This window comes from Bradyrhizobium sp. SZCCHNS2022, assembly GCF_032377575.1.
Classification (GTDB): domain Bacteria; phylum Pseudomonadota; class Alphaproteobacteria; order Rhizobiales; family Xanthobacteraceae; genus Bradyrhizobium; species Bradyrhizobium aeschynomenes.
Window position 1 is genome coordinate 6,482,167 of record NZ_JAUHHZ010000001.1, and the last position, 21,000, is coordinate 6,503,166.

Genomic DNA, 21,000 nt, shown 5'->3' on the forward strand with positions numbered 1-21,000 from the left:
TATTCTGCAGGTCGATCGAGCGGGCCGCGATCCGCCCTCAGCTGTCCACCTTGAGCGCGGCGATGAAGGCTTCCTGCGGGATGTCGACCTTGCCGAACTGCCGCATCTTCTTCTTGCCTTCCTTCTGCTTTTCCAGAAGCTTCCGCTTGCGCGTGATGTCGCCGCCATAGCATTTCGCGGTGACGTCCTTGCGCAGCGCCCGCACGGTCTCGCGCGCGATCACCTTGCCGCCGATCGCCGCCTGGATCGGGATCTGGAACATGTGCGGCGGGATCAGATCCTTCATCTTCTCGACCATGGCGCGTCCGCGACCCTCGGCGCGGGTCCGGTGCACCAGCATCGACAGCGCATCGACCGGCTCGTTGTTGACCAGGATCTGCATCTTCACGAGGTCGGCCGGCTTGTAGTCGGTCAGGTGATAGTCGAACGAGGCATAGCCCTTGGAGACCGATTTCAGCCGGTCATAGAAGTCGAACACGACTTCGTTGAGCGGCAGGTCGTATTTGACCATCGCGCGGCTGCCCACATAGGTGAGCTCCTTCTGATTGCCGCGGCGGTCCTGGCAGAGCTTGAGCACGCTGCCGAGATATTCGTCCGGCGTCAGGATGGTGGCCTCGATCCACGGCTCCTGGATCTCGGCGATCTTGACCACGTCGGGCATGTCGACGGGGTTGTGGATCTCGATCTCCTCGCCGTCGGTCAGCTTCATCTTGTAGATGACGGATGGCGCGGTCGCGATCAGGTTGAGATCGAACTCGCGGCTCAGCCGCTCCTGGATGATCTCCAGATGCAGCAGCCCGAGGAAGCCGCAGCGGAAACCGAAGCCGAGCGCGGCGGAGGTCTCCATCTCGAACGAGAAGCTGGCGTCGTTCAGCCTGAGCTTGCCCATGGCCGACCGCAAGGTCTCGAAATCGTCGGCGTCGACCGGGAACAGGCCGCAGAACACCACGGGGATCGCCGGCTTGAAGCCCGGCAGCATCTCCGACACCGGCTTGCGATCGTCGGTGATGGTGTCGCCGACGCGGGTGTCCGCGACTTCCTTGATCGCGGCGGTGATGAAGCCGACCTCGCCGGGGCCGAGCTCGTCGACCTGGGTCATCTTCGGCGTGAAGAAGCCGACGCGCTCGACGTCATAGGCCGCACCCGTGCCCATCATCCGGATGCGCTGGCCCTTCTTCATGACGCCGTCGACGATGCGCACGAGCACGACGACGCCGAGATAGACGTCGTACCAGCTGTCGACCAGCAGCGCCTTCAGGGTCGCGTCGCGGTCGCCCTTCGGCGGCGGCAGGCGGGTGACGATCGCCTCGAGCACGTCGGGAATGCCGAGGCCCGTCTTGGCCGAGATCATCACGGCGTCGGAGGCGTCGATGCCGATGACGTCCTCGATCTGCTGCTTGATCTTCTCGGGCTCGGCCGCCGGCAGGTCGATCTTGTTCAGGACCGGAACGATCTCGTGGTTGTTGTCGAGCGCCTGGTAGACATTGGCGAGAGTCTGCGCCTCGACGCCCTGGCTGGCGTCGACCACCAGCAGGGAGCCCTCGCAGGCCGCCAGCGACCGCGACACCTCGTAGGCGAAGTCGACGTGGCCGGGCGTGTCCATCAGGTTGAAGATGTAATCCTTGCCGTCCTTGGCGCGGTACTGCAGGCGCACGGTCTGCGCCTTGATGGTGATGCCGCGCTCGCGCTCAATATCCATCGAATCGAGCACCTGCTCCTTGCCCGCCATCTCGCGGTCCGACAGGCCGCCCGTCATCTGGATCAGGCGATCGGCCAAAGTGGACTTTCCATGGTCGATATGGGCGACGATGGAGAAGTTGCGGATGTTGGGAATGGGGACGGTCGTCATGGGTCGCGCAGATAGCATCAAGGGCCCCTGACCAGCAACCATATTGCTGAATTTCCAGGGCCTTTCTTCACGCCAAGCTGATTCCCCGCAGGCCGAAAACAGGCTACCGAGGGCGGATGTCGAGTACCTCTCTGCCGCATCAGGCGGCCCGCCCGCGCAACCGCCTCGGACCGCAGCGTCTGGCCGCCTGGCTGGCGGTACGCGCCACCGCGCCGGCGACGTCGGTCCGGGTCGTCCTTGCCTTCGTTCTCGCGCATGTCGTGCTGTGGACGGCGATCCTGACCAATCTGAAGGCCGCGCAGGACGTCCACATGGACGTCGCCGAGGCCTATGCCTGGGGCAGCCGCTTCCTGCTCGGCTACGGCAAGCATCCGCCGCTGTCGGGCTGGATCGCCGGGCTGTGGTTCTCGGTGTTTCCGGTCAAGGACTGGTCGACCTATGCGCTGGCGATGGCCGTGAACGGCAGCGGCCTGATCGGCGTCTGGTTCGCGAGCCTGAAGGTCGTCGACCGCCGCCGGGCGTTCTTCGTCGTGGTGATGGTCGCGCTGTATCCGATCTTCAATTTCAAGGGCTTCAAGTACAACGCCGACCTGGTCCAGCTGCTGACCCTGCCGCTGCTGGTGCTGGCCTATCTGCACGCCTTCGAGAAGCGCAGCGTCGTCGCCGGCATCTGGCTCGGCCTCGCCGGCGCCGCCGCGCTGATGACGAAATATTGGGTGCTGACCATGATCGGCGCGATCGGCCTTGCGGCACTGCTGCATCCCGAGCGGCTGCGCTTCCTGGCCTCGCCGGCGCCCTGGGTCGCGATCGCCACGATGCTGGTCGCGATGATTCCGCATCTGGCCTGGCTGTGGAGCGTCGACTTCGTCGCCATCACCTATGCCGGCGACGTCTATACGCTGTCGGACCGGGGGCGCGCCGCCACGCTCGTGGTCGGCTATGTCGGCCACAATTTGGCGCTGCTCGCTCTGCCGGTGGCGCTTGCGGCCCTGGTCCTGGCCTGGCCGCCGCGCTTCGCGTTCCGCAATTGGCGGCGCGGGCCAAATCCGGGCGTCAATGTGAGCCAGGCGATCAATGTCTGGCTGGTGCAGGCGATCGTTGCCGTCGGTCCGCCGCTCGGCGGCCTCGCTTTCACGATCTACATGAAGACCGACTGGGGCATCTCGCTGTTCTTTCTGGTGCCGCTGGCGCTGGTCGCAATTCCCGCCTTGCGGCTGCGGCTGACGATGCTGCCCCGGCTCACCGCCATCTGGCTGGTGCTGTCGCTGCTCACGCTGGCGGCTTCACCATGGATCGCCCAACGTGAAATGGCCGCCAATCCGAACGGCGCCACCGGCTATGGTGGGCGGTCGGAGCTGGCGCGGGAATTGACCAAGGCCTGGCACGCCCGTTTCGGCTCGCCCTGGCCGCTGGTCGCCGGCTATTCCGAGATGAACACGCCGATGACCTTCTACAGCCCGGATCACCCCCGCCCGTTTACGGTGCCCTATACGGCCGAGGAGACCTGGAGCTCGGGGCTGAGCACGCTGGACGACCTCAAGCGCGAGGGCTTCATCGGCGTCTGCGACACCACCGACAACCGCATCGCCGCCTGCGAGGCCTGGATGGCCAAGGAGGCCCCCAAGGCCGAGCCGCTGGTCATGACGACCCAGCGCTTCTTCCATGGCCAGGCGGGCCCTGCAATCGTTTGGAAGGTGTATATTCAGGGGCCGGGGACGTAGCGGACGTCGTGGTGACGCGCCTGCTGCCCCAATGGAGGCCGTCATTCCGGGGCAGCCCGAAGGGCTGAGCCCGGAATCCATAACCACAGGCCGTGTGTGGGCCGGGTCGTCCGATACCGAGCCCAACATAACCGCCTGTGATTATGGATTCCGGGCCCGCGCCTCTGACGAGGCGCGTCCCGGAATGACGGCGCAGCGAAACCTACACGCCTTCTTCGTGGAACTTGTCGTTCACGAGATCAGTGATCGCCTGCAGAGCGGCCTCGGCCTCGGGGCCCGTCGCGGACACCAGGATTTTGGTCCCCGGAGCCGCGGCCAGCATCATCAGGCCCATGATCGAGCGGCCGCCGACGGTCTCGCCGCCGCGGGTCACCCAGACCTCGGCCTGGAACTTCTCGACCATCTGCACGAACTTGGCCGACGCCCGCGCATGCAGGCCGCGCTTGTTGGTGATCAGCAGCTCTCGCGAGATGGCCCCGGCAGGAACGGCCGGGCCGGCGACGTTGTCCTGCGCGTCGTCCTCGTCGCTCATTTGCCGGCAAGCACTCGGCTGGCGATGGTGACGTATTTGCGTCCCGCCTCCTGCGCCATCGCGATGGCGTCGGGCAGCGAGCGCTCCTCGCGGACCTTGGCGAGCTTCACCAGCATGGGCAGATTGATGCCCGCGAGCACCTCGACCTTGGGCCGGCTCATGCAGGAGATCGCAAGGTTCGACGGCGTGCCGCCGAACATGTCGGTGAGGATGGCGACGCCGTCGCCGGTGTCCACACGGTTCACGGCTTCGATGATGTCGCTGCGACAAAGATCGGAATCATCGTCGGCGCCAATCGTGACCGCTTCGATTTGTTTTTGAGGACCCATGACGTGTTCGAGCGCCGCCCTGAACTCGTCGGCGAGGCGCCCATGGGTCACCAATACCAGGCCAATCATCGGATACTCCTCGCGGGCGCCTTGGGTGCACCGCACGAACGCGCCACTTTGACCATCCGGAGCCCCCGCGCAAGAGGGCATATTCGCGATTCTCCCGGATTCAGAGGTAGGGGCGGGGGAGCTGGCGACGGTCTATCGGGTCGCGATAGTGGGGGTGATATGGTTACCAATTCGCTTCACACAATTGGCCGAAAGATTACCGGGTCATGAACTCTTGGTCGTGGTCAGAGCGGCTACAACCAGCGGCAGGGGCGCGTATCCCTTGCCCACGGGTATTCGCGGCAATTCGATACCGTTTTCGTTCCAGCGCAGCGCATCCGGCGACGGAAGCCGCTCCGCATCCTCCGCCATCAAATCGACAATGAGACCTATGGGCGCCTCGGACACGAAGTCGCAGGCACGGATCCCGAGGCCGCGAATCTCGAGCAGGCCGGCCAGGGCAGGGGCGGGGCTGACCCACATTTCTCCGCCACGTGTGGCGAGATGAACACGGTCGTCCCCGACCAGAACGGCCGGCGGGATCTGCCCGGCGCGGCCGGCCAGAATCAGGTCGAACGCCAGGCGCGACTTGCCGGCGCCCGAGGGACCGCGGATCAGCACCGCGTGATCGCCGACCTTGACGGCAGACGCATGGACGCTTGCCGCTGCGGCGGTCACGACGCCGGCAGCCGGACGATGAAGCGGGCCCCGGCGGAGGTCGGATTGCCCTCGGCATCGACGGGCCCGGGCCGGTTCTCGGCCCAGATCCGCCCGCCATGGGCATCGATGATCTGCTTGGAGATCGATAGGCCGAGGCCCGAGTTCTGACCGAAGCCCTGGTGCGGCCGGTCGGTGTAGAAGCGCTCGAAGATCCGCTGCAGGGCGTCCTCGCGGATGCCCGGGCCGTCGTCGTCGACCGTGATCTCGATTTCGGAGCGCACGCGCCGGCAGGTGATGCGGACCTTGCCGCCGGCCGCCGAGAACGACTGCGCGTTCGACAGCAGGTTCGAGATGACCTGGCCGAGCCGCGAATCATGGCCGGGCACCGAGAAGGTGTCGTTGACCCCGCGGCCTTCGAAGCGGACCTCCACGGCCACGTCGGTGCCGAGCTTGGTCTCGTTGGCGACCGAGGTCAGCGTGTTCAGGAGCCGGCGCAGATCGACCAGCGTCATGTCCTGGCGCTGCAACTCGGCGTCGAGCCGGCTGGCGTCGGAGATGTCGGAGATCAGCCGGTCGAGCCGCTTGACGTCGTGCTCGATGACCGCGAGCAGCCGCGCGCGGCTGTTGTCGTTGCGCGCCAGCGGCAGCGTCTCCACGGCGGAGCGCAGCGAGGTCAGCGGATTCTTCAACTCGTGGGCGACGTCGGCGGCGAACATCTCGATCGCCTCGATGCGGTTGTAGAGCGCATCCGTCATGTCGCGCAGCGCGCCGGAGAGATGGCCGATCTCGTCGCGGCGCCGGGTGAAGTCGGGAATCTCGACGCGGGTCTTGATGCGGCGGCGGACGCGCTCGGCGCTGTCGGCCAGCCGGCGCACGGGGCCGGCGATGGTGCTGGCGAGCAGCAGCGACAGCACGATCATGACCGCGGAGGCGACGCCGCCGACCTTCAGGATGGCGAGGCGCTCGGCGGTCACCATCTGGTCGATGTCGTCGCCCTGCGTCGACAGCATCAAGGCGCCGTGGATCGTGCGCGAGCGCTGCACCGACACCGCAACCGAGACGATCACCTCGCCGCGCGAGTTGACCCGCACCATGCTGCGCTTCTGGCCCTTCAGCGCGTCCGAGACTTCCTCATAGCCGTTGCCGTTCTCCGGGCCGTATTCGCGGTACAGCGGCAGGTCGCCGCGATTGAGCCAGGTGCGCACCGAGATCAGCGCGCGCTCGACGAAGCCCGGCTTCTCGCTCGACGGCGGCGGCAGGTCGAAGCGCAGCACGTTCTCGAGATTGCGGCTGTCGAGCAGCAGGCCGCCATTCGGATCGTAGATCCGCGCGCGCGTCTTGGTCGGCGAGATCAGCGTCCGCAGCACCGGTGCGACGCGTTCCGGATTGATCGGAAAGTCGAGCGGCGAATATTCGTCCGGCGCGCCGTAGCTCTCGCCGGGCTTGAGATCGAGCAGCCGCTCCGGATCGATGGTGATGGTGTTGGTCTGCACCGTCGCCGAGGCCGCGATGGCGCCGGCGATGATTTCAGCCTGGACGAGGAGGCTCTGCGCGCGCGCATCGATCAGGCCGGCGCGGAACTGCGAGAGATAGAGAATGCTTGCAACCAGTGCGAGCAGGCCGGCGATGTTCAGCGAGACGATGCGCCGGGTCAGGCTCGAGAACGACAGCGCGAACAGGAACTGTCCGGCGCGGCGCAGCCAGCTCAGCGGGCGCTGCCAGCCTGACACCCGCGGGCTCTCGTCGGTCACCTCGGAAGCGGCGGACGCTGCGGCGTCCTCGGCGTTCAGTCCGGGGTCAGGATGCGTACGATCGAGCAATGTGAGTGCTCCGATTCCGAATGTCGCAAGGCGTTTGCGGCGGGTTACGTGCGGCGGGCTCGTTCAGAACGTCAAATTCGCCGCACCAATAGTCGCCGCAACACGATCGCTGCAACAAAGGCCCCGTTCCGGCATCTGCGCTTCAAACAATGCGCAGGCGTCGCAGTCTACCCAATCCCCGATGCGACGTCAGCGCGCAATTTCGCATGACGTCGCTCTCGTCGATGCGTCAGGTTTCCTTGAAGCGATAGCCGACGCCGTAGAGGGTCTCGATCATCTCGAACTCCTCGTCGACCATCTTGAACTTCTTGCGCAGCCGCTTGATGTGGCTGTCGATGGTGCGGTCGTCGACATAGACCTGGTCGTCATAGGCCGCGTCCATCAGGGCGTTGCGGCTCTTGACCACGCCCGGACGCTGCGCCAGCGCCTGCAGGATCAGGAACTCGGTCACGGTCAGGGTGACCGGCTCGTTCTTCCAGGTGCAGGTGTGCCGCTCGGGGTCCATGCGCAGCAGGCCGCGGTCAAGCGCCTTGGCGTCGTTCTCCTTCGGCAGCGCCGTCGGATCCTTGGGCTGCGAGCGGCGCAGCACGGCCTTGACGCGCTCGACCAGGAGGCGCTGCGAGAACGGTTTGCGGATGAAGTCGTCCGCACCCATCTTCAGGCCGAACAGCTCGTCGATCTCCTCGTCCTTGGACGTCAGGAAGATCACGGGCAGGTCGGACTTCTGCCGTAGCCGCCGCAACGTCTCCATGCCGTCCATGCGCGGCATCTTGATGTCGAGGATGGCCAGGTCGGGCTGGCTCGTCCGGAAACCGTCCAGCGCCGACGCACCATCGGTGTAGGTCATGATGCGATAGCCTTCGGCCTCGAGCGCGATCGAGACGGATGTCAGAATGTTACGGTCGTCATCGACCAAGGCGATTGTGGGCATGAGCCTGCTTTCAGAGTCTGGTTACGCCGAGACTGCGAGAATCAAGATAAGGGCCGCGTATTTGGGCTTCGAACATGGTCAACGAGCAATGCAAGCTGGGCTGAAGTGTGACCGAGTTCCACAAATACCATGGCAAAGTCTTGTGCCCCGCCCAAGTTTGTGGCCCGTTTAGCCGAAAAACGGCCTTCATTGCAACAGAATGGACGAGGGAAAGACGATGCCTGCGAGCTTTAACCCTAACCGCGTCACGCGTTCCCTGCTGCGAAGAAGCCGCCAGGGTGCACTCGCAACCTTGATGACCGGCTCAGGTGATCCCTATTGCTCGCTGGTGAATGTCGCCACCGCGGCCGATGGTGCTCCGATCATCCTGATCTCGCGCCTCGCCGTGCACACGAAGAACGTACTTGCCGATTCGCGCGTGTCGCTGATGCTCGATGAACGTGCGCCGGGTGATCCGCTCGAAGGTGCGCGGATCATGCTGTCGGGAAAAGCCGAGCAGGCGACTGATGAGGATCGCGAGACGCTGCGTCGTCGGTATCTCAATGCGCATCCGTCGGCGAGCGACTACGCCGATTTCGCCGATTTCTCGTTCTTCGTCATCCGCGCCGCAGGCACGCATCTGGTTGCAGGATTCGGCCGCATCGTCGATCTCAAGCCCGAGCAGTTTCTCACCGACATCTCCGACGCCGCCGAGCTGCTCGCAGCCGAGCAGGGCGCCGTCGAGCACATGAACGAAGATCATCGCGACGCGCTGGGGCTCTATGCAACGAAGCTGCTCGGCGCCGAGCCCGCGGAGTGGCGCTGCAGCGGCTGTGATCCCGACGGGCTCGACCTGATGGCCGGCGGCCGGACGTTGCGGCTGGATTTTCCCGAGCGCGTCACCACGCCAGGCGGTCTGCGCAAGATGCTGGTGCGGCTTGCGGATGAGGCGCGGGCGAAGCACTGATAGTTAGTTCGAAGGAAATGATAGCTAGTTCGAAGGCCGATAATTAGTTCGAGCGTGGATCGGTCGAATCGCATCTGCGCGCCTCGCAAGCGGTGCGCTCCCTCTCCCCGTTCTTCACGGGGAGAGGGTTGGGGTGAGGGGCAGCCACGGGGATTCTAAATGGAGAGCGCGTTCAGACGGTATGTCCCCAATGCCGTCGGCATCTACCGGAGAGCCGCTTTCCATCATAACCGCTCCAGCTGCGTGACCCCGCCAAACCCTTTCATCGAGACCTCCCGTGCGGTGCCCCTCACCCCAGCCCTCTCCCCGTAAGAACGGGGAGAGGGAGCGCAGCGGCTGCCGCGGCGGCGTCAGTTCGAACAGCTGACACCGATATTGCTGCGATCGTATGCTCCTATTTCCTGGGCGTCTCTCCTTTGCGTCGAACGCGGACCCGTGGCGCCGCGACTAAGTCTCCGTGATGGGGGGAGGTCTGGGATGAGAGGTTGCAAACGCGTGGCGATCGCGGTCGGAGCTGTGCTGCTCGCAAGCGCGTCCAGCCAATCAGCCCTCGCCCAGAAGACTGATCTCGCCGCCGAGAGCGGGCGCATTATCGCGCTCAGCCGCGCCGGGAAATACCGCGAGGCCCTGCCGTTGGCGCAAGCAATGGTGGCGCGGCTCGAGGCGACCTCGAACAAGCGCGATCTCGCCGCGGCCCTCACCAATCTCGGCCAGGCGCTGGCCTCACTCGGGCGCGATGCCGAGGCGGAGCCGGTCTACAAGCGCGCGGTGGCGCTGTACGAGACCGCATTGGGTCTCGACAGCGTCGAGATCGCGCCCGCGCTGAACAATCTCGCGGCGCTGTATCAGCGCCAGCAGCGCTATGCCGAGGCCGAGCCGTTGTTCGTGCGCGCGCTGGCGATCCGCGAGAAGCAGCTTGGTGCATCGCATCCCGACGTCGGCCAGTCACTCAACAATCTCGCCACGCTCTACGAACGCCAGGATCGCCATGCCGACGCCGAGCCGCTGTTCAAACGTGCGTTGGCGATCTACCGCAAGGCTGCCGGCAACGACAGCGCTCCGGTTGCCACCCTGCTCAACAATCTCGGCCAGCTTACCAAGAGCGACGGGCGCTTCGACCAGGCCGAGCCGCTGATCCGGCAGTCCCTCGCCATTCGCGACAGGTTGCTCGGCGCCGATCATCCCGATGTCGCTCGCTCGCTGAACAATCTTGCCGATCTGAAGCAGCGGCAGCAGCGCTATGACGAGGCCGAGCCGCTGTTTGCTCGCGCGCTCGCGATCCGTGAGCGCGCGCTGGGGCCGAATCACCCTGATGCCGTCACGGCGCTGAACAATCTTGCGGGGCTGTACCAGTCCGCGGGGCGGATTCCGGACGCGCTGCCGCTGGTCGCGCGGGCCGTTGACCGCGGACAGGCCCAGCCGAAGGTGGCGCTCCCCGTGCTGTTTGCGGTGGGCCGCGCGGGCGCGCTGCCTGCGGAGAAGGCGTTTGACGATGCGATCGATGTGATCCAGCGCGGCGCGCAATCGCAGGCTGCCGCGGCGGTCGACAAGCTCGCCGTCCGTCTCGCCGCCGGCAATGACAGACTCGCCGAGCTGGTGCGCAAGGATCAGGATCTCGCCGCCGAGACCGAGACGCTCGATAGAAACGTGATCGCCGCGGTATCGCGCCCGGCCGGACAGCGCGATCTTGCAGCCGAGAAGCGCGACAAGGCGCGCCTTGCAGCGGTTGCGGCGGAGCGCGCCGGTCTGCGCGCCATGCTGGCAAGGGAGTTTCCGGACTTTGCGGCGCTGTCGAATCCGTTGCCGCTCAGGCTCGCCGACATCCGGCCGCTGCTCGCGGAGGATGAGGCGCTGGTCGCGTTCGCAATCATGGAGCAGGGTGCTTTCGTCCTGGCGATCACGCGCGACCGCTTCGACTGGCGGCAGATCCCGCGCGGCGCCGACGCGCTCGCCCGCGATGTCATGCGATTTCGCCGCGGTCTTGCGCCCGGCGCTGCGGCGGAAGGCGCGGCGTTCGACCTTGCCGTGGCTGCCGAGCTCTACACCGCGCTGCTCGCGCCGGTCGAAGCGCTGACGGCGGACAAGCGCAGCCTGCTGATCGTACCGGCGGGTGCGCTGACCGCGCTGCCGTTCCATCTGCTCGTGACTGAGCCGTCGGCCGCGGACAATCCCGCTGCTGTGACCGGTTACCGCGATGCGGCGTGGCTGTTGCGGCGGCACGCGGTGGCGGTGCTGCCGTCACTCGGCAGCCTCAAGGCGCTGCGCGGCACGCCCCGCGGCGACCGCGGCAGCAGGCCGATGATCGGCTTCGGCGACCCCGTCTTCGATCCATCGCTGGCGGGCACCTCTCGCGGCAGCGCCGGCAAGCAGGCCGCGCGCAGCATCGCAACGCTCGCCTACACCGATTTCTGGCGCGGTGCCGGGGTCGACCGTGCCCAGCTCGCGCGCGCTCTCCCGCAACTGCCGGACACGGCCGATGAGCTCAGGGCCGTGGCGGGCGATCTCGGCGTGGCATCCGCCGACGTTCACCTCGGCAGCAACGCCAGCGAGACCACGGTGAAGCGTGCATCGCTTTCGGACTACCGGATCGTCTATTTCGCGACGCATGGTCTCGTGGCCGGGGACGTCAAGGGGATCGCCGAGCCGTCGCTGGCACTGAGCCTGCCTGCCGTGCCGTCGGCGTTGGACGACGGCCTGCTCACGGCCAGCGAGGTCGCGCAGCTGAAGCTCAATGCGGAGTTCGTCGTGCTGTCGGCCTGCAACACGATCGCAGGCGACCGGCCGGGCGCGGAAGCGTTGTCGGGCCTTGCCAGGGCGTTCTTCTACGCCGGTGCGCGCGCGCTGCTGGTGACGCATTGGGCGGTCGATTCGGCCGCGGCGACACGGCTGATGAGCGATACATTCCGCCGGCTCAAGGACCGTCCGGCCATGGGGCGCAGCGAGGCGCTGCGGCAGGCCATGCTGGACTTGCTCGACGATCGGTCTTCGCCGGCCAACGCGAATCCTTCAGTTTGGGCGCCATTCGTGCTTCTCGGCGAAACCGAAGTGCGCTGATATATCTGTTGCGTTGCAGCATGAGTGCAGGATCGGCGGTGTGCCGCTCCGATAAGCAGGTGCGCGCCAGAAATGAGCTACGTGCATCAGCCTTTGGCAATAACCAATTCAGTCGGATCGTCTTGGCAAGACCGGCGTTGATCATTATTAGGTCGGCGACCGCGCTTGGATAAGGCGATGTAAACGGTAACGGTCACCGCGCACTGCGCCGAATTGCGCGCAATTGATGCGGGCTCTCAGGAGGGATCTTCGTGCAAGAGACGGGTATTCGCAACGGTGCCTTCGGTGCCGACAAGTTCGGCTTAAAGAATCTCAAGCAGCTGCATTGGAATCTCGGCGCTCCCCAGCTCTATCAATATTCGCTGGCGGCGGGCGAGGCGGTGCTGTCTGCCGATGGGGCGCTGTGCGCGGATACTGGCGAGTTCACCGGCCGCAGCCCGAAGGACAAGTTCACGGTGCGGGATGCCTCCACCGAAAAGATGTGGTGGGCCGGCAATCAGGCGATCACGCCCGAGCAGTTCGAGGCGCTGTATCAGGACTTCATCAAGCACGCCGAGGGCAAGAGCCTGTTCGCGCAGGATCTGTATGGCGGCGCCGATCCGAGCTTCCGGATCAAGACCCGCGTGTTCACCGAGCTGGCCTGGCACTCGCTGTTCATCCGCACGCTTCTGATCCGTCCGCAGACCATCGAGCTCGACACCTTCGTGCCGGAGCTGACGATCATCGACATGCCGAGCTTCCGCGCCGACCCCTCGCGTCACGGCGTGCGCTCGCAGAACGTCGTCGCCATCGATTTCGCCCGCAAGATCGTTCTGATCGGCGGGTCGTATTATGCCGGCGAGATGAAGAAGAGCGTGTTCACGACGCTCAACTACTATCTGCCCGAGCGCGGCGTGATGCCGATGCACTGCTCGGCCAATGTCGGCCCGAACGGCGACACCGCGATCTTCTTCGGCCTGTCCGGCACCGGCAAGACGACGCTGTCGGCCGATCCGAACCGTACGCTGATCGGCGACGACGAGCATGGCTGGGGTCCGTCCGGCGTGTTCAACTTCGAGGGCGGCTGCTACGCCAAATGCATCAAGCTGTCGCAGGACGCCGAGCCGCAGATCTACGCGGCATCGACCCGCTTCGGCGCCGTGCTGGAGAACGTGGTGCTCGACGAGGACACGCGCGTCCCCGATTTCGACGACGGCTCCAAGACCGAGAACACCCGCTCGGCCTATCCGCTCGACTACATCCCGAACGCCTCGCGCACCGGCCGCGCGCCGCATCCGAAGAACGTGGTGATGCTCGCTGCCGACGCCTTCGGCGTGCTGCCGCCGATCGCAAAGCTGTCCCCGGCGCAGGCGATGTATCACTTCCTGTCCGGCTACACCGCCAAGGTCGCCGGCACCGAGCGCGGCCTCGGCAACGAGCCGCAGCCGGAGTTCTCGACCTGCTTCGGCTCGCCGTTCCTGCCGCTCGACCCTTCCGTCTACGGCAACATGCTGCGGCAGCTGATCGCCGACCACAATGTCGATTGCTGGCTGGTCAACACCGGCTGGACCGGCGGCAAGTACGGCGTGGGCTCGCGCATGCCGATCAAGGTGACGCGCGCGCTGCTGACCGCCGCGCTCGACGGCTCGCTCCGCAACGTCGAATTCCGCACCGACAAATATTTCGGCTTCGCGGTGCCGACCGCCTTGCCGGGCGTGCCGAGCGAGATCCTCGATCCCGTCAACACCTGGAAGGACAAGGCCGAGTTCGACAAGACCGCCCGCGCGCTGGTCGGCATGTTCCAGAAGAACTTCGCCAAGTTCGAAGCTCAGGTCGACGCCGATGTCCGCGCCGCCGCGCCGGACGTGAAGCTCGCGGCGGAGTAGGGCTGCACATGCGACGGGTCGGCCGCGTTGCGGCCGACCCGTCCGGCCTTCCGCAGGCCTACCGCCAACGCATGGATCTGATCTGCCGGGGTCGCACCTCACCCACCGCCGTCGTCCCGGCGAACGCCGGGACCCATAACCACAGGGCGATGTGATGAGGCATGCTGGCCGCTCCAGCCTTCGCCAAACGACGGATGGTGGTTATGGGTCCCGGCTCAAGGCCGGGACGACACCGGCTTTTGGGCGTGCGTCCCGGCTTTCACGCCTTGAAATACGCGATCTGCGTCGTCGTCGCGAGCAATCGTCCCGATGGCGACCACAGCTCGCCATGCTGGTCCTGATAGCTGCGGTTGAACACCTTGGCATCTGCCGTTGCGAGCACGTGCGTGATGTCCTCGGCCGCTAATTCCTCCCTGCTGACGTGGAAATAGGTCGTCAGCGACACCGTGCCGAAGGGGATCAGTTCGCCGCGGACATGGAATGCACGGCCGAAAAAAGCATCCGACATCGACAGCAGCGACAGGCAGTCGAGCTTGCGCGGCTTGCGGTCGGAGATCCACAGCCGGGAATAGGCGCTGCGCGGTGCGTCTGACGGACTGCCGAACTCCGGTCGGCCTTCCACGAAGCGAAAGTCGTATTGTCTGGTCCAGGACATCCCGGCGTCGGGATAGCGCTTGACCTGGTCGAATGGCGGCGCGTCCGGCTTGACAGCCGGCTGATGCGACCAGGATGGCCGGCGCTCGGCAAACACCGCGGTCGCCAATGTCGCCGCATCGGCATCGCCCTGGCTCAGCTCGACGCACCAGTGCTGCGAGGAGCGGTTGGCCTTCACCAGCCGCACGTCGAGATCGAACGGCCCTTCCGCAATCGGCGCGCAATAGTTGACCGTCACCGCCAGCGGATCGCCGGCGATCTGCGGATGCTGGATCAAGGCGCGCAGCACGGTCGCCGCGGTGACCCCGCCGAACGGGCCGACGAAGGCCCAGTAGTCTGGGCTGGTGCGGCCCTGCCAGCGGCTGTCGCCGGCGGTGACGCGGGTGGCCTCGTCGAACAGGTGAGTTGGCGACGTCTCGGTCATGCAATCCTCCTGACGATCATCGTATGATGCTCGTCAGGTCAAAGGCAATCGGCGGCGTCGGCAATGACGTCACGGGTCGTTGACGAAGCGCGACGACCCCTCACGCCCGCTGCGCATGCGCCGGCGCGGCTGCAACCGGGCCGACCGGCACGTTCCAGATGTCGTCGGCATATTCGCGGATGGTGCGGTCGGAGGAGAACCACGCCATGCGGGCGACGTTGAGGATCGAGGCGCGGGTCCAGGCCGGCGTCGTCTGCCAGCGCGCATCGACGCCGCGCTGGGCGTCGTAATAGGAATCGAAATCGGCCGAGACCATGTAGTGGTCGAGATGGCGCAGCGCATGTGCGATCGGCTCGAACCGGCCCGGCTCGCCCGGCGAGAACAGCCCGGAGGCGATCGCATCGATCGCGCGCGCCAGCCGCGGCGAGCGGCGGATGATGTCGGTGGCGTCGAGGCCCTGCTGGCGGCGGAGCATGACGTCGCCGGCCTCCATGCCGAAGATCGCGATGTTGTCGACCCCGACATTGTCGCGGATCTCGATGTTGGCGCCGTCCAGCGTGCCGATGGTGATCGCGCCGTTCAGCGCCAGCTTCATGTTGCCGGTGCCGGACGCCTCCATGCCCGCGGTGGAGATCTGCTCGGACAGATCGGCTGCGGGAATGATCGTTTCCGCCAGGCTGACATTGTAGTCGGCAAGGAACACGACCTTGAGCTTGCCGCCGATCGCCTGATCGTTGTTGACCACCTCGGCGACGTCGTTGATCAGCTTGATGATGAGCTTGGCATAGCGGTAGCTCGCCGCCGCCTTGCCGGCGAAGATCTTCACCCGCGGCACCCAGTTTCCTTGCGGGTCGTCCTTGATGTCCAGATACAGCGCCACCGCTTCGAGAATGTTGAGCAGCTGGCGCTTGTATTCATGGATGCGCTTGATCTGCACGTCGAACAGCGCGCTCGGATCGAGCCGCACGTTCATGCGCTCGCCGATCAGGCGTGCCAGCTGCACCTTGTTGTGGTGCTTCACCGCGCGGAACTTCTGGTGGAAGCCGGAGTCCGCGACGTAGCTCTCCAGGCTCGTCAGCAAGGTCGGATCATCGACGATGGCGTCGCCGCAGGCCTCGCACAGCAGGCTCGTCAGCTTCGGGTTGGCGAGGGTCAGCCAGCGGCGGAAGGTGATGCCGTTGGTCTTGTTGGTGATGCGGCCGGGATAGAGATGATTGAGATCGTGGAACACGGTCTCCTTCATCAGGTCGGAATGCATCGCCGAGACGCCGTTGATGCGGTGCGAGCCGACGAAGGCGAGCTGGCCCATGCGTACGCGGCGGCCGCTCTTCTCGTCGATCAGGGACACCGAGGCGCGGTAGTCGATGTCACCCGGCGCGCGCTGCTCGGCGAGCGCGAGATGCTGCGCATTGATGCGGTAGATGATCTCGAGATGCCGCGGCAGCAGCCGCTCGAACAGCTCGACCGGCCAGGTCTCCAGCGCCTCCGGCAGCAGCGTGTGGTTGGTGTAGGACAGGGTGGCGATGGTGATCTTCCAGGCCTCGTCCCAGCGGAAATTGTGCAGGTCGACGAGAATGCGCATCAGCTCGGCGACCGCGAGCGAGGGATGCGTGTCGTTGAGCTGCACCGCGGCCTTCTGCGACAGGCTGCGCAGCTGGCCGTCGGAGCCGAGATGGCGCTTGACGAGATCCTGCAGCGAGGCCGAGACGAAGAAATATTCCTGGCGCAGCCGCAGCTCGCGGCCGGCCGGGCTCTCGTCGTTCGGATACAGGAACTTGCAGATCGCCTCCGCGCGCGCCTCCTCGGCCGAGGCGCCGAGATAGTCGCCGGAGTTGAACACGTCGAGCTTGAGCGGATCGGGCGAGCGCGCCGACCACAGCCGCAGCGCATTCACATGCTGGCCGCGCCAGCCGACGATCGGCGTGTCATAGGCGACCGCCTGCACGGTCTCGCCGGGATGCCAGATCGCGCGGTCGCGGCCCTTGTCGTCGACATGCTCGACGCCGCCGCCGAAATGGACGTGATAGACCACCTCCGGGCGCTGGAATTCCCAGGGATTGCCGAACGACAGCCAGACGTCGGGATATTCGTGCTGCCAGCCGTCGACGATGACCTGGCGGAACAGGCCGAAATCATAGCGGATGCCGTAGCCGATCGCCGGGATCTGCAACGTCGACATGCTCTCCATGAAGCACGCCGCCAGCCGCCCGAGGCCGCCATTGCCGAGCGCGGCATCCGGCTCGCATTTGCGCAGGTCCATCAGGCCGACGCCGAGATCGCCGAGCGCGGTCTCGAACACCTTCATCAGGCCCATGTTGTTGAGCGCGTCGGTGAACAGGCGTCCGATCAGGAATTCGAGGCTGAGATAATAGACCCGCTTGCGGCCGGCGTCGTAGCTCTCCTTGTCCGCCGTCAGCCAGCGATGCACGATGCGGTCGCGCAAGGTCAGCGCCGCGGCGTGGTACCAGTCCTGCTGCGTCGCCTGGCTCGCTTCCTTGCCGATGGTGAGGCGAAGCTTGGCCAGGATGTCGCTTTTGATCTCGGCGACGGCCAATTCGTCGACGGGCTGGCCGGTGCTTACGAAGCTGCGCTGGGACGGCTGATCTGTCACCTTGAAACCTGTGATGCTACGAGGAACCGGTAAAAGCATACGATGGTTGCGTGCGGTCCGAAACCCGGGGAAAGGCTGGTCCGCACAGCAAGGTGATGGAAAAAGATGCAAAGTTCGGGCCGGGTTCCGGTCGTGGAACGCGCCGTTGGCCCGGTTGAACGTGCGCAGTGATGTGTCGAAAGACCCTGAGCACTCGTCATCCCGGCGAAAGCCGGGATCCAGACTCACCGGCCGAAGATGAGGCCCGACAAGTCGCTCCAATCTGGGTTTTCCCTTTCAATCAGCTCGACCTTCCAGTCTCGGTGCCAGTTCTTCAGCTGCTTTTCGCGGGCGATCGCCTCGAGCGGGCTGGCGAAGCTCTCGACGTAAACCAGGCGAAAAACCTTATACTTGCTGACGAACTTGGAGCCTCGCCCGGCACGGTGATCTTCCAGGCGCTTTCTGACATCATTGGTGATGCCGATATACAGCGTGCCATGATGCCCGCTGGCAAGAATGTAGACCGTCCATGCGGCCTGTGCGCTCATCGGTCCGTGCCAACCAAGCGGCTGTGGTGGGTATGGGTCCCGGCTCGGAGGCCGGGACGACGAAAATTGGCTTTATTTTTCGACTAGAACAAATTAAGAACAATTTAGCAAGCGATCGTTTATCCTCATTGCGATTCGATCCGCCCGACACCCAAAGCTCCGGCATCAGTGCATCTCGTGAGGACACCATGTCCAACACCGCCTTCGATCCCCTGGCCCTGACCCGCATCGCCGATTTTGCGCGCAGCCTGACGCGGCTGCACAAGACGGCGCGGCGGCGGGCCGTCGACGACGACCAGATCGACCGCGCGTTCAACGCGGTGTGCATGTCGGTGTGGGGCTACACCACGGACGACATTTCTGACGATTTGTTCTCGGCCACCGACCACACCTTCCTCGATGGGCTCGACGAGGCGCGGGCGCGCATCTTTGCCGCCGAGCAGGGCTACGACCTGGTCGACGACGAGGGCATGCTAACGGACTGGTGGGGCTTCTGCTGGATGATACTGGCCGAGAAGCGCGGCCTGCTGACGCCGGACAACCGTGCCGCCACGCGCGCGGCGATCGAGGAGAAATATCTCGAGGCGCCGAACGTGATCGGCGTGATCGTCGGGCGCTAGCCGGAACGACGAGGGCTAAAGCTCAGTCCACATCTGCGCGTTTGGCGCGGCCCGGCTTCGGGGCGATGGTCATCGGCGGCGCGACGCTGACATTGCCGGCATGGGCCTCGGGCGGCGGCATGGCGGCCAACGCATCGGCGGCCAGCATCTCGGCGCGCACCGGCGCCACCTTCATCTCGCTCAGCCGCGCCCGCGTATCGGAGTTCAGTCCCGGATAGGACGCGACCGGCTTGAAATCGGCCGGCTGACCGCCGCTGCCGCGGCTTCCCGAATAGGCCACCAGCCCGTCGGCCGTGGCGACGATGTCGCCGGGCCGCAGCGAGGTGTCGAGCGAGAGGTCGACCGGTGCCAGCCCGGCCGGGTCGCGGCCGTTGCAGGTGCAGTCGGCGCGCAGCGCCTGGCGGTAGGCGAACGCGGTCTCGCTGTCGGCATAGCGCTCGCCATTGGCCGCCGTCGCATAGTCGATGTTGGAGCCGTAATAGATCTTGGTCGGGCTGGCCGGGCAGAACGCCTGGCACATCTGCGCCGGCGTGGCGAGGCCGCGGGTCAGCGGGAAATAGCGCCCGTCGCAGGTGCGCACGCAGAACGCCGCGCCCGATCCGGAGGCGACACGTGGCTGCGGCGGGCCTTGCGGATTGGTGCCGAACGGATCGGCGAAGAAGCCGCCCTGCTGCGCCGGCCGCTGCGAGGCCGGCTTGTTGAAGCCACTGAACAGGAAATCGAACAGGCCCTGGGCCGACGCCATCTGCGGCGCCAGCGCGAACGCGACGGCCACGCCGATGCTGGTCGCGACCGCCACACGGCGGGACGTCAGCCGAAACGACAAAACGCTACGCAACGCCCACTCCCATGCCAAGATAATCGCCGCAAAGCCCGGCCCGGGCGCCGCATGCCCCGAGTCGATTCGATCATGTGCGATCGAATGGGCGATGCCCACGGCATCGCGCCATCAGCTTTGCGGTAACCTTAACGGCCGTTGGTAAATGAGCGGTGTGCGCGAGGCGCGAAAGTCGGCTCGCGAGCAATCGTCAGAGGAACTCGCGTGCCTTGTACAGCGCCTGGAACGGCAGGCCGGCTTCGGCGAACGCCTCGGCCGCACCTTCCTCGCGGTCGACCATGGTGAACACCAGCGAGACCTCGGCGCCGGCCTCGCGCAGGGCCTCCACCGCCTTCATCGCCGAGCCGCCGGTCGTGGTGACGTCCTCGACCACCACGATGCGTTTTCCGGCCAGGGTCTCATCGCGGGCCAGGCCCTCGATGGCGAGCTTGGCGCCATGCTCCTTCGGCTTCTTGCGCACGAAGAAGGCGGCGATCGGATGGCCCTTGATCCAGGAGATCTGCGCAATCGCGCCGGCCAGCGGCACGGCGCCCATCTCCAGCCCGCCGATATAGTCGTAGCCTTCGTCCTTCAGCGCCTCATAGGTCAGCTCGGCGAGCAGGGTGGCGCCCTCCGGGTCCATCATGGTCGGCTTCAGGTTGAAGTAGAAATCGCTCTTGCGGCCGGAGGCCAACGTGACCTCGCCACGGCCGAACGAGCGCCTGCGGATGATCTCGAGGAGGCGGGCGCGGGAGGCGGATTTGGACACGGCGTTTTCCCCTGAGGGTCGATTCTTGGATGGATTCTCGGGTGGCGCAATCTATCGGGCTCGGGCGGCCGAGGCCAGCCGCCAGGATGTCCCATCAACAACGGTACGTTTGGAACGCCGCGCAGTTTCGAGCTAATGGGAAGCGACGGACCAAGCAAGGACATTCGGAAGGACGCCCCGCCATGACGATCGAGCTGCACACCTGGAATACCCCCAACGGCCGCAAGATCTCGGTCGCGCTGGAGGAGATGGGGCTGCCCTACCGCGTCATCCCGGTCGACATCACCAAGGGCGCCCAGATGGCGCCGGAGTTTCTCGCGATCAGCCCCAACAACAAGATCCCGGCGATCGTCGATCCCGAGGGGCCCGAGGGCAGGCCGGTCAGCGTGTTCGAATCCGGTGCCATCCTGCTCTATCTGGCGGAGAAGACCGGCCGGTTCCTGCCGAAATCCCTCGCCGAGCGGGTGCCGGTCTATGAATGGCTGATGTGGCAGATGGGCGGCTTCGGCCCGATGCCCGGCCAGGTGCATCATTTCATCGCGCTGGAGAACGAGCAGGACCGCGCCTACGGCCTGAAGCGCTACATGGCCGAGACGGTCAGGCTGTATGGCGTGCTCGACCGCCGCCTCGCCGCCCACGAATTCGTGGCCGGCGCGCTGTCGATCGCCGATTTCGCCATCCTCGGCTGGGCCTGGCGCCATCCGCGCCACAAGGTCGACCTCGCCGACTTTCCGAACGTCAAGCGCTGGTACGACGCGCTGATGGTCCGCCCTGCCGTCAAGCGCGGCATGGAGACGAAGCTGGATTGAGGGCAAAGCCCAGC

The 21,000-nt window shown here is 65.7% G+C and carries 17 protein-coding genes; 6 read left to right on the plus strand and 11 right to left on the minus strand.

Translation table 11 applies throughout. The features are described 5' to 3' along the window. Nucleotides 1-37: 37 nt before the first annotated feature. Nucleotides 38-1,849 carry a translation elongation factor 4 gene (lepA, locus tag QXZ94_RS28950; protein ID WP_315724168.1) on the minus strand — a complete coding sequence of 604 codons (1,812 nt, stop codon included), beginning with the start codon at nt 1,847-1,849 and terminating at the stop codon, nt 38-40. A gap of 116 nt (nt 1,850-1,965) precedes the next feature. On the opposite strand from lepA, the gene QXZ94_RS28955 reads away from it, so the two are divergent. Continuing rightward, the gene (locus QXZ94_RS28955) at nt 1,966-3,570 is read left to right on the plus strand and encodes a glycosyltransferase family 39 protein (RefSeq protein WP_315724171.1); all 1,605 of its coding nucleotides are present in this window, start codon (nt 1,966-1,968) and stop codon (nt 3,568-3,570) included. A gap of 202 nt (nt 3,571-3,772) precedes the next feature. On the opposite strand, the gene QXZ94_RS28960 is transcribed toward QXZ94_RS28955, so the two are convergent. The 5 genes from QXZ94_RS28960 to QXZ94_RS28980 all read right to left on the minus strand — a co-directional run bounded on the left by QXZ94_RS28960 (nt 3,773) and on the right by QXZ94_RS28980 (nt 7,890). Beyond that, a complete protein-coding gene (locus QXZ94_RS28960) occupies nt 3,773-4,102 on the minus strand; it encodes an HPr family phosphocarrier protein (protein WP_172111678.1) in 330 nt (109 codons plus the stop codon). After that, nucleotides 4,099-4,500, minus strand: a complete 402-nt coding sequence (locus QXZ94_RS28965; RefSeq protein WP_006611446.1) for a PTS sugar transporter subunit IIA — start codon at nt 4,498-4,500, stop codon at nt 4,099-4,101. Before QXZ94_RS28965 ends, QXZ94_RS28960 begins: the two co-directional genes overlap by 4 nt. Before the next feature lie 204 nt (nt 4,501-4,704). Next, nucleotides 4,705-5,157: an HPr kinase/phosphatase C-terminal domain-containing protein gene (locus tag QXZ94_RS28970; RefSeq protein WP_315724173.1), complete on the minus strand. Its 453-nt coding sequence runs from the start codon at nt 5,155-5,157 to the stop codon at nt 4,705-4,707. Beyond that, a complete protein-coding gene (locus tag QXZ94_RS28975) occupies nt 5,154-6,959 on the minus strand; it encodes a sensor histidine kinase (protein ID WP_172111676.1) in 1,806 nt (601 codons plus the stop codon). Before QXZ94_RS28975 ends, QXZ94_RS28970 begins: the two co-directional genes overlap by 4 nt. Before the next feature lie 229 nt (nt 6,960-7,188). Beyond that, nucleotides 7,189-7,890, minus strand: a complete 702-nt coding sequence (locus tag QXZ94_RS28980) for a response regulator transcription factor (protein ID WP_006611449.1) — start codon at nt 7,888-7,890, stop codon at nt 7,189-7,191. 217 nt (nt 7,891-8,107) lie between these two features. Here QXZ94_RS28980 and QXZ94_RS28985 point away from each other — a divergent pair, with 217 nt between their 5' ends. The 3 genes from QXZ94_RS28985 to QXZ94_RS28995 all read left to right on the plus strand — a co-directional run bounded on the left by QXZ94_RS28985 (nt 8,108) and on the right by QXZ94_RS28995 (nt 13,755). Further along, complete coding sequence (locus QXZ94_RS28985) at nt 8,108-8,836, plus strand: HugZ family protein (RefSeq protein WP_315724175.1); 729 nt, start codon at nt 8,108-8,110, stop codon at nt 8,834-8,836. 477 nt (nt 8,837-9,313) lie between these two features. Further along, nucleotides 9,314-11,890 carry a CHAT domain-containing tetratricopeptide repeat protein gene (locus tag QXZ94_RS28990; protein WP_315724177.1) on the plus strand — a complete coding sequence of 859 codons (2,577 nt, stop codon included), beginning with the start codon at nt 9,314-9,316 and terminating at the stop codon, nt 11,888-11,890. Nucleotides 11,891-12,141: 251 nt separating this feature from the next. Next, nucleotides 12,142-13,755 (plus strand): phosphoenolpyruvate carboxykinase, encoded by a 1,614-nt coding sequence (locus QXZ94_RS28995; RefSeq protein ID WP_315724179.1) that lies wholly within the window; start codon nt 12,142-12,144, stop codon nt 13,753-13,755. 259 nt (nt 13,756-14,014) lie between these two features. Here the strand turns inward: QXZ94_RS28995 and QXZ94_RS29000 are convergent, their stop codons facing one another. The 3 genes from QXZ94_RS29000 to QXZ94_RS29010 all read right to left on the minus strand — a co-directional run bounded on the left by QXZ94_RS29000 (nt 14,015) and on the right by QXZ94_RS29010 (nt 17,971). Beyond that, the gene (locus QXZ94_RS29000) at nt 14,015-14,833 is read right to left on the minus strand and encodes a thioesterase family protein (RefSeq protein WP_315724181.1); all 819 of its coding nucleotides are present in this window, start codon (nt 14,831-14,833) and stop codon (nt 14,015-14,017) included. 100 nt (nt 14,834-14,933) lie between these two features. Then, nucleotides 14,934-17,444 carry a glycogen/starch/alpha-glucan phosphorylase gene (locus QXZ94_RS29005; RefSeq protein ID WP_315724182.1) on the minus strand — a complete coding sequence of 837 codons (2,511 nt, stop codon included), beginning with the start codon at nt 17,442-17,444 and terminating at the stop codon, nt 14,934-14,936. A gap of 224 nt (nt 17,445-17,668) precedes the next feature. Continuing rightward, nucleotides 17,669-17,971: a GIY-YIG nuclease family protein gene (locus tag QXZ94_RS29010; protein ID WP_315724184.1), complete on the minus strand. Its 303-nt coding sequence runs from the start codon at nt 17,969-17,971 to the stop codon at nt 17,669-17,671. Nucleotides 17,972-18,159: 188 nt separating this feature from the next. Between QXZ94_RS29010 and QXZ94_RS29015 the strand changes: the two genes are divergently transcribed. Next, entirely contained in the window at nt 18,160-18,591 is a 432-nt protein-coding gene (locus QXZ94_RS29015) for a hypothetical protein (protein ID WP_315724186.1), read from the plus strand. Between the two features lie 22 nt (nt 18,592-18,613). Here the strand turns inward: QXZ94_RS29015 and QXZ94_RS29020 are convergent, their stop codons facing one another. Beyond that, the gene (locus tag QXZ94_RS29020; RefSeq protein ID WP_315724188.1) at nt 18,614-19,429 is read right to left on the minus strand and encodes a DUF2865 domain-containing protein; all 816 of its coding nucleotides are present in this window, start codon (nt 19,427-19,429) and stop codon (nt 18,614-18,616) included. Nucleotides 19,430-19,619: 190 nt separating this feature from the next. Beyond that, complete coding sequence (pyrE, locus tag QXZ94_RS29025; protein WP_315724189.1) at nt 19,620-20,177, minus strand: orotate phosphoribosyltransferase; 558 nt, start codon at nt 20,175-20,177, stop codon at nt 19,620-19,622. A gap of 182 nt (nt 20,178-20,359) precedes the next feature. Here pyrE and QXZ94_RS29030 point away from each other — a divergent pair, with 182 nt between their 5' ends. Further along, on the plus strand, nt 20,360-20,986 hold the full coding sequence (locus QXZ94_RS29030; protein WP_315724191.1) for a glutathione S-transferase family protein: 627 nt from the start codon (nt 20,360-20,362) through the stop codon (nt 20,984-20,986). The last annotated feature ends 14 nt before the right edge of the window (nt 20,987-21,000 follow it).

Excerpts from the sequence above, each read along its gene's own strand:
- QXZ94_RS28965 (WP_006611446.1), bottom strand. The coding sequence starts at position 4,500 with ATGATTGGCCTGGTATTGGTGACCCATGGGCGCCTCGCCGACGAGTTC.
- QXZ94_RS29015 (WP_315724186.1), top strand. The coding sequence starts at position 18,160 with ATGTCCAACACCGCCTTCGATCCCCTGGCCCTGACCCGCATCGCCGAT.
- QXZ94_RS28985 (WP_315724175.1), top strand. The coding sequence starts at position 8,108 with ATGCCTGCGAGCTTTAACCCTAACCGCGTCACGCGTTCCCTGCTGCGA.
- QXZ94_RS29000 (WP_315724181.1), bottom strand. The coding sequence starts at position 14,833 with ATGACCGAGACGTCGCCAACTCACCTGTTCGACGAGGCCACCCGCGTC.
- lepA (WP_315724168.1), bottom strand. The coding sequence starts at position 1,849 with ATGACGACCGTCCCCATTCCCAACATCCGCAACTTCTCCATCGTCGCC.
- QXZ94_RS28955 (WP_315724171.1), top strand. The coding sequence starts at position 1,966 with ATGTCGAGTACCTCTCTGCCGCATCAGGCGGCCCGCCCGCGCAACCGC.
- QXZ94_RS28980 (WP_006611449.1), bottom strand. The coding sequence starts at position 7,890 with ATGCCCACAATCGCCTTGGTCGATGACGACCGTAACATTCTGACATCC.
- QXZ94_RS28990 (WP_315724177.1), top strand. The coding sequence starts at position 9,314 with ATGAGAGGTTGCAAACGCGTGGCGATCGCGGTCGGAGCTGTGCTGCTC.
- QXZ94_RS28960 (WP_172111678.1), bottom strand. The coding sequence starts at position 4,102 with ATGAGCGACGAGGACGACGCGCAGGACAACGTCGCCGGCCCGGCCGTT.
- QXZ94_RS29010 (WP_315724184.1), bottom strand. The coding sequence starts at position 17,971 with ATGAGCGCACAGGCCGCATGGACGGTCTACATTCTTGCCAGCGGGCAT.
- QXZ94_RS29030 (WP_315724191.1), top strand. The coding sequence starts at position 20,360 with ATGACGATCGAGCTGCACACCTGGAATACCCCCAACGGCCGCAAGATC.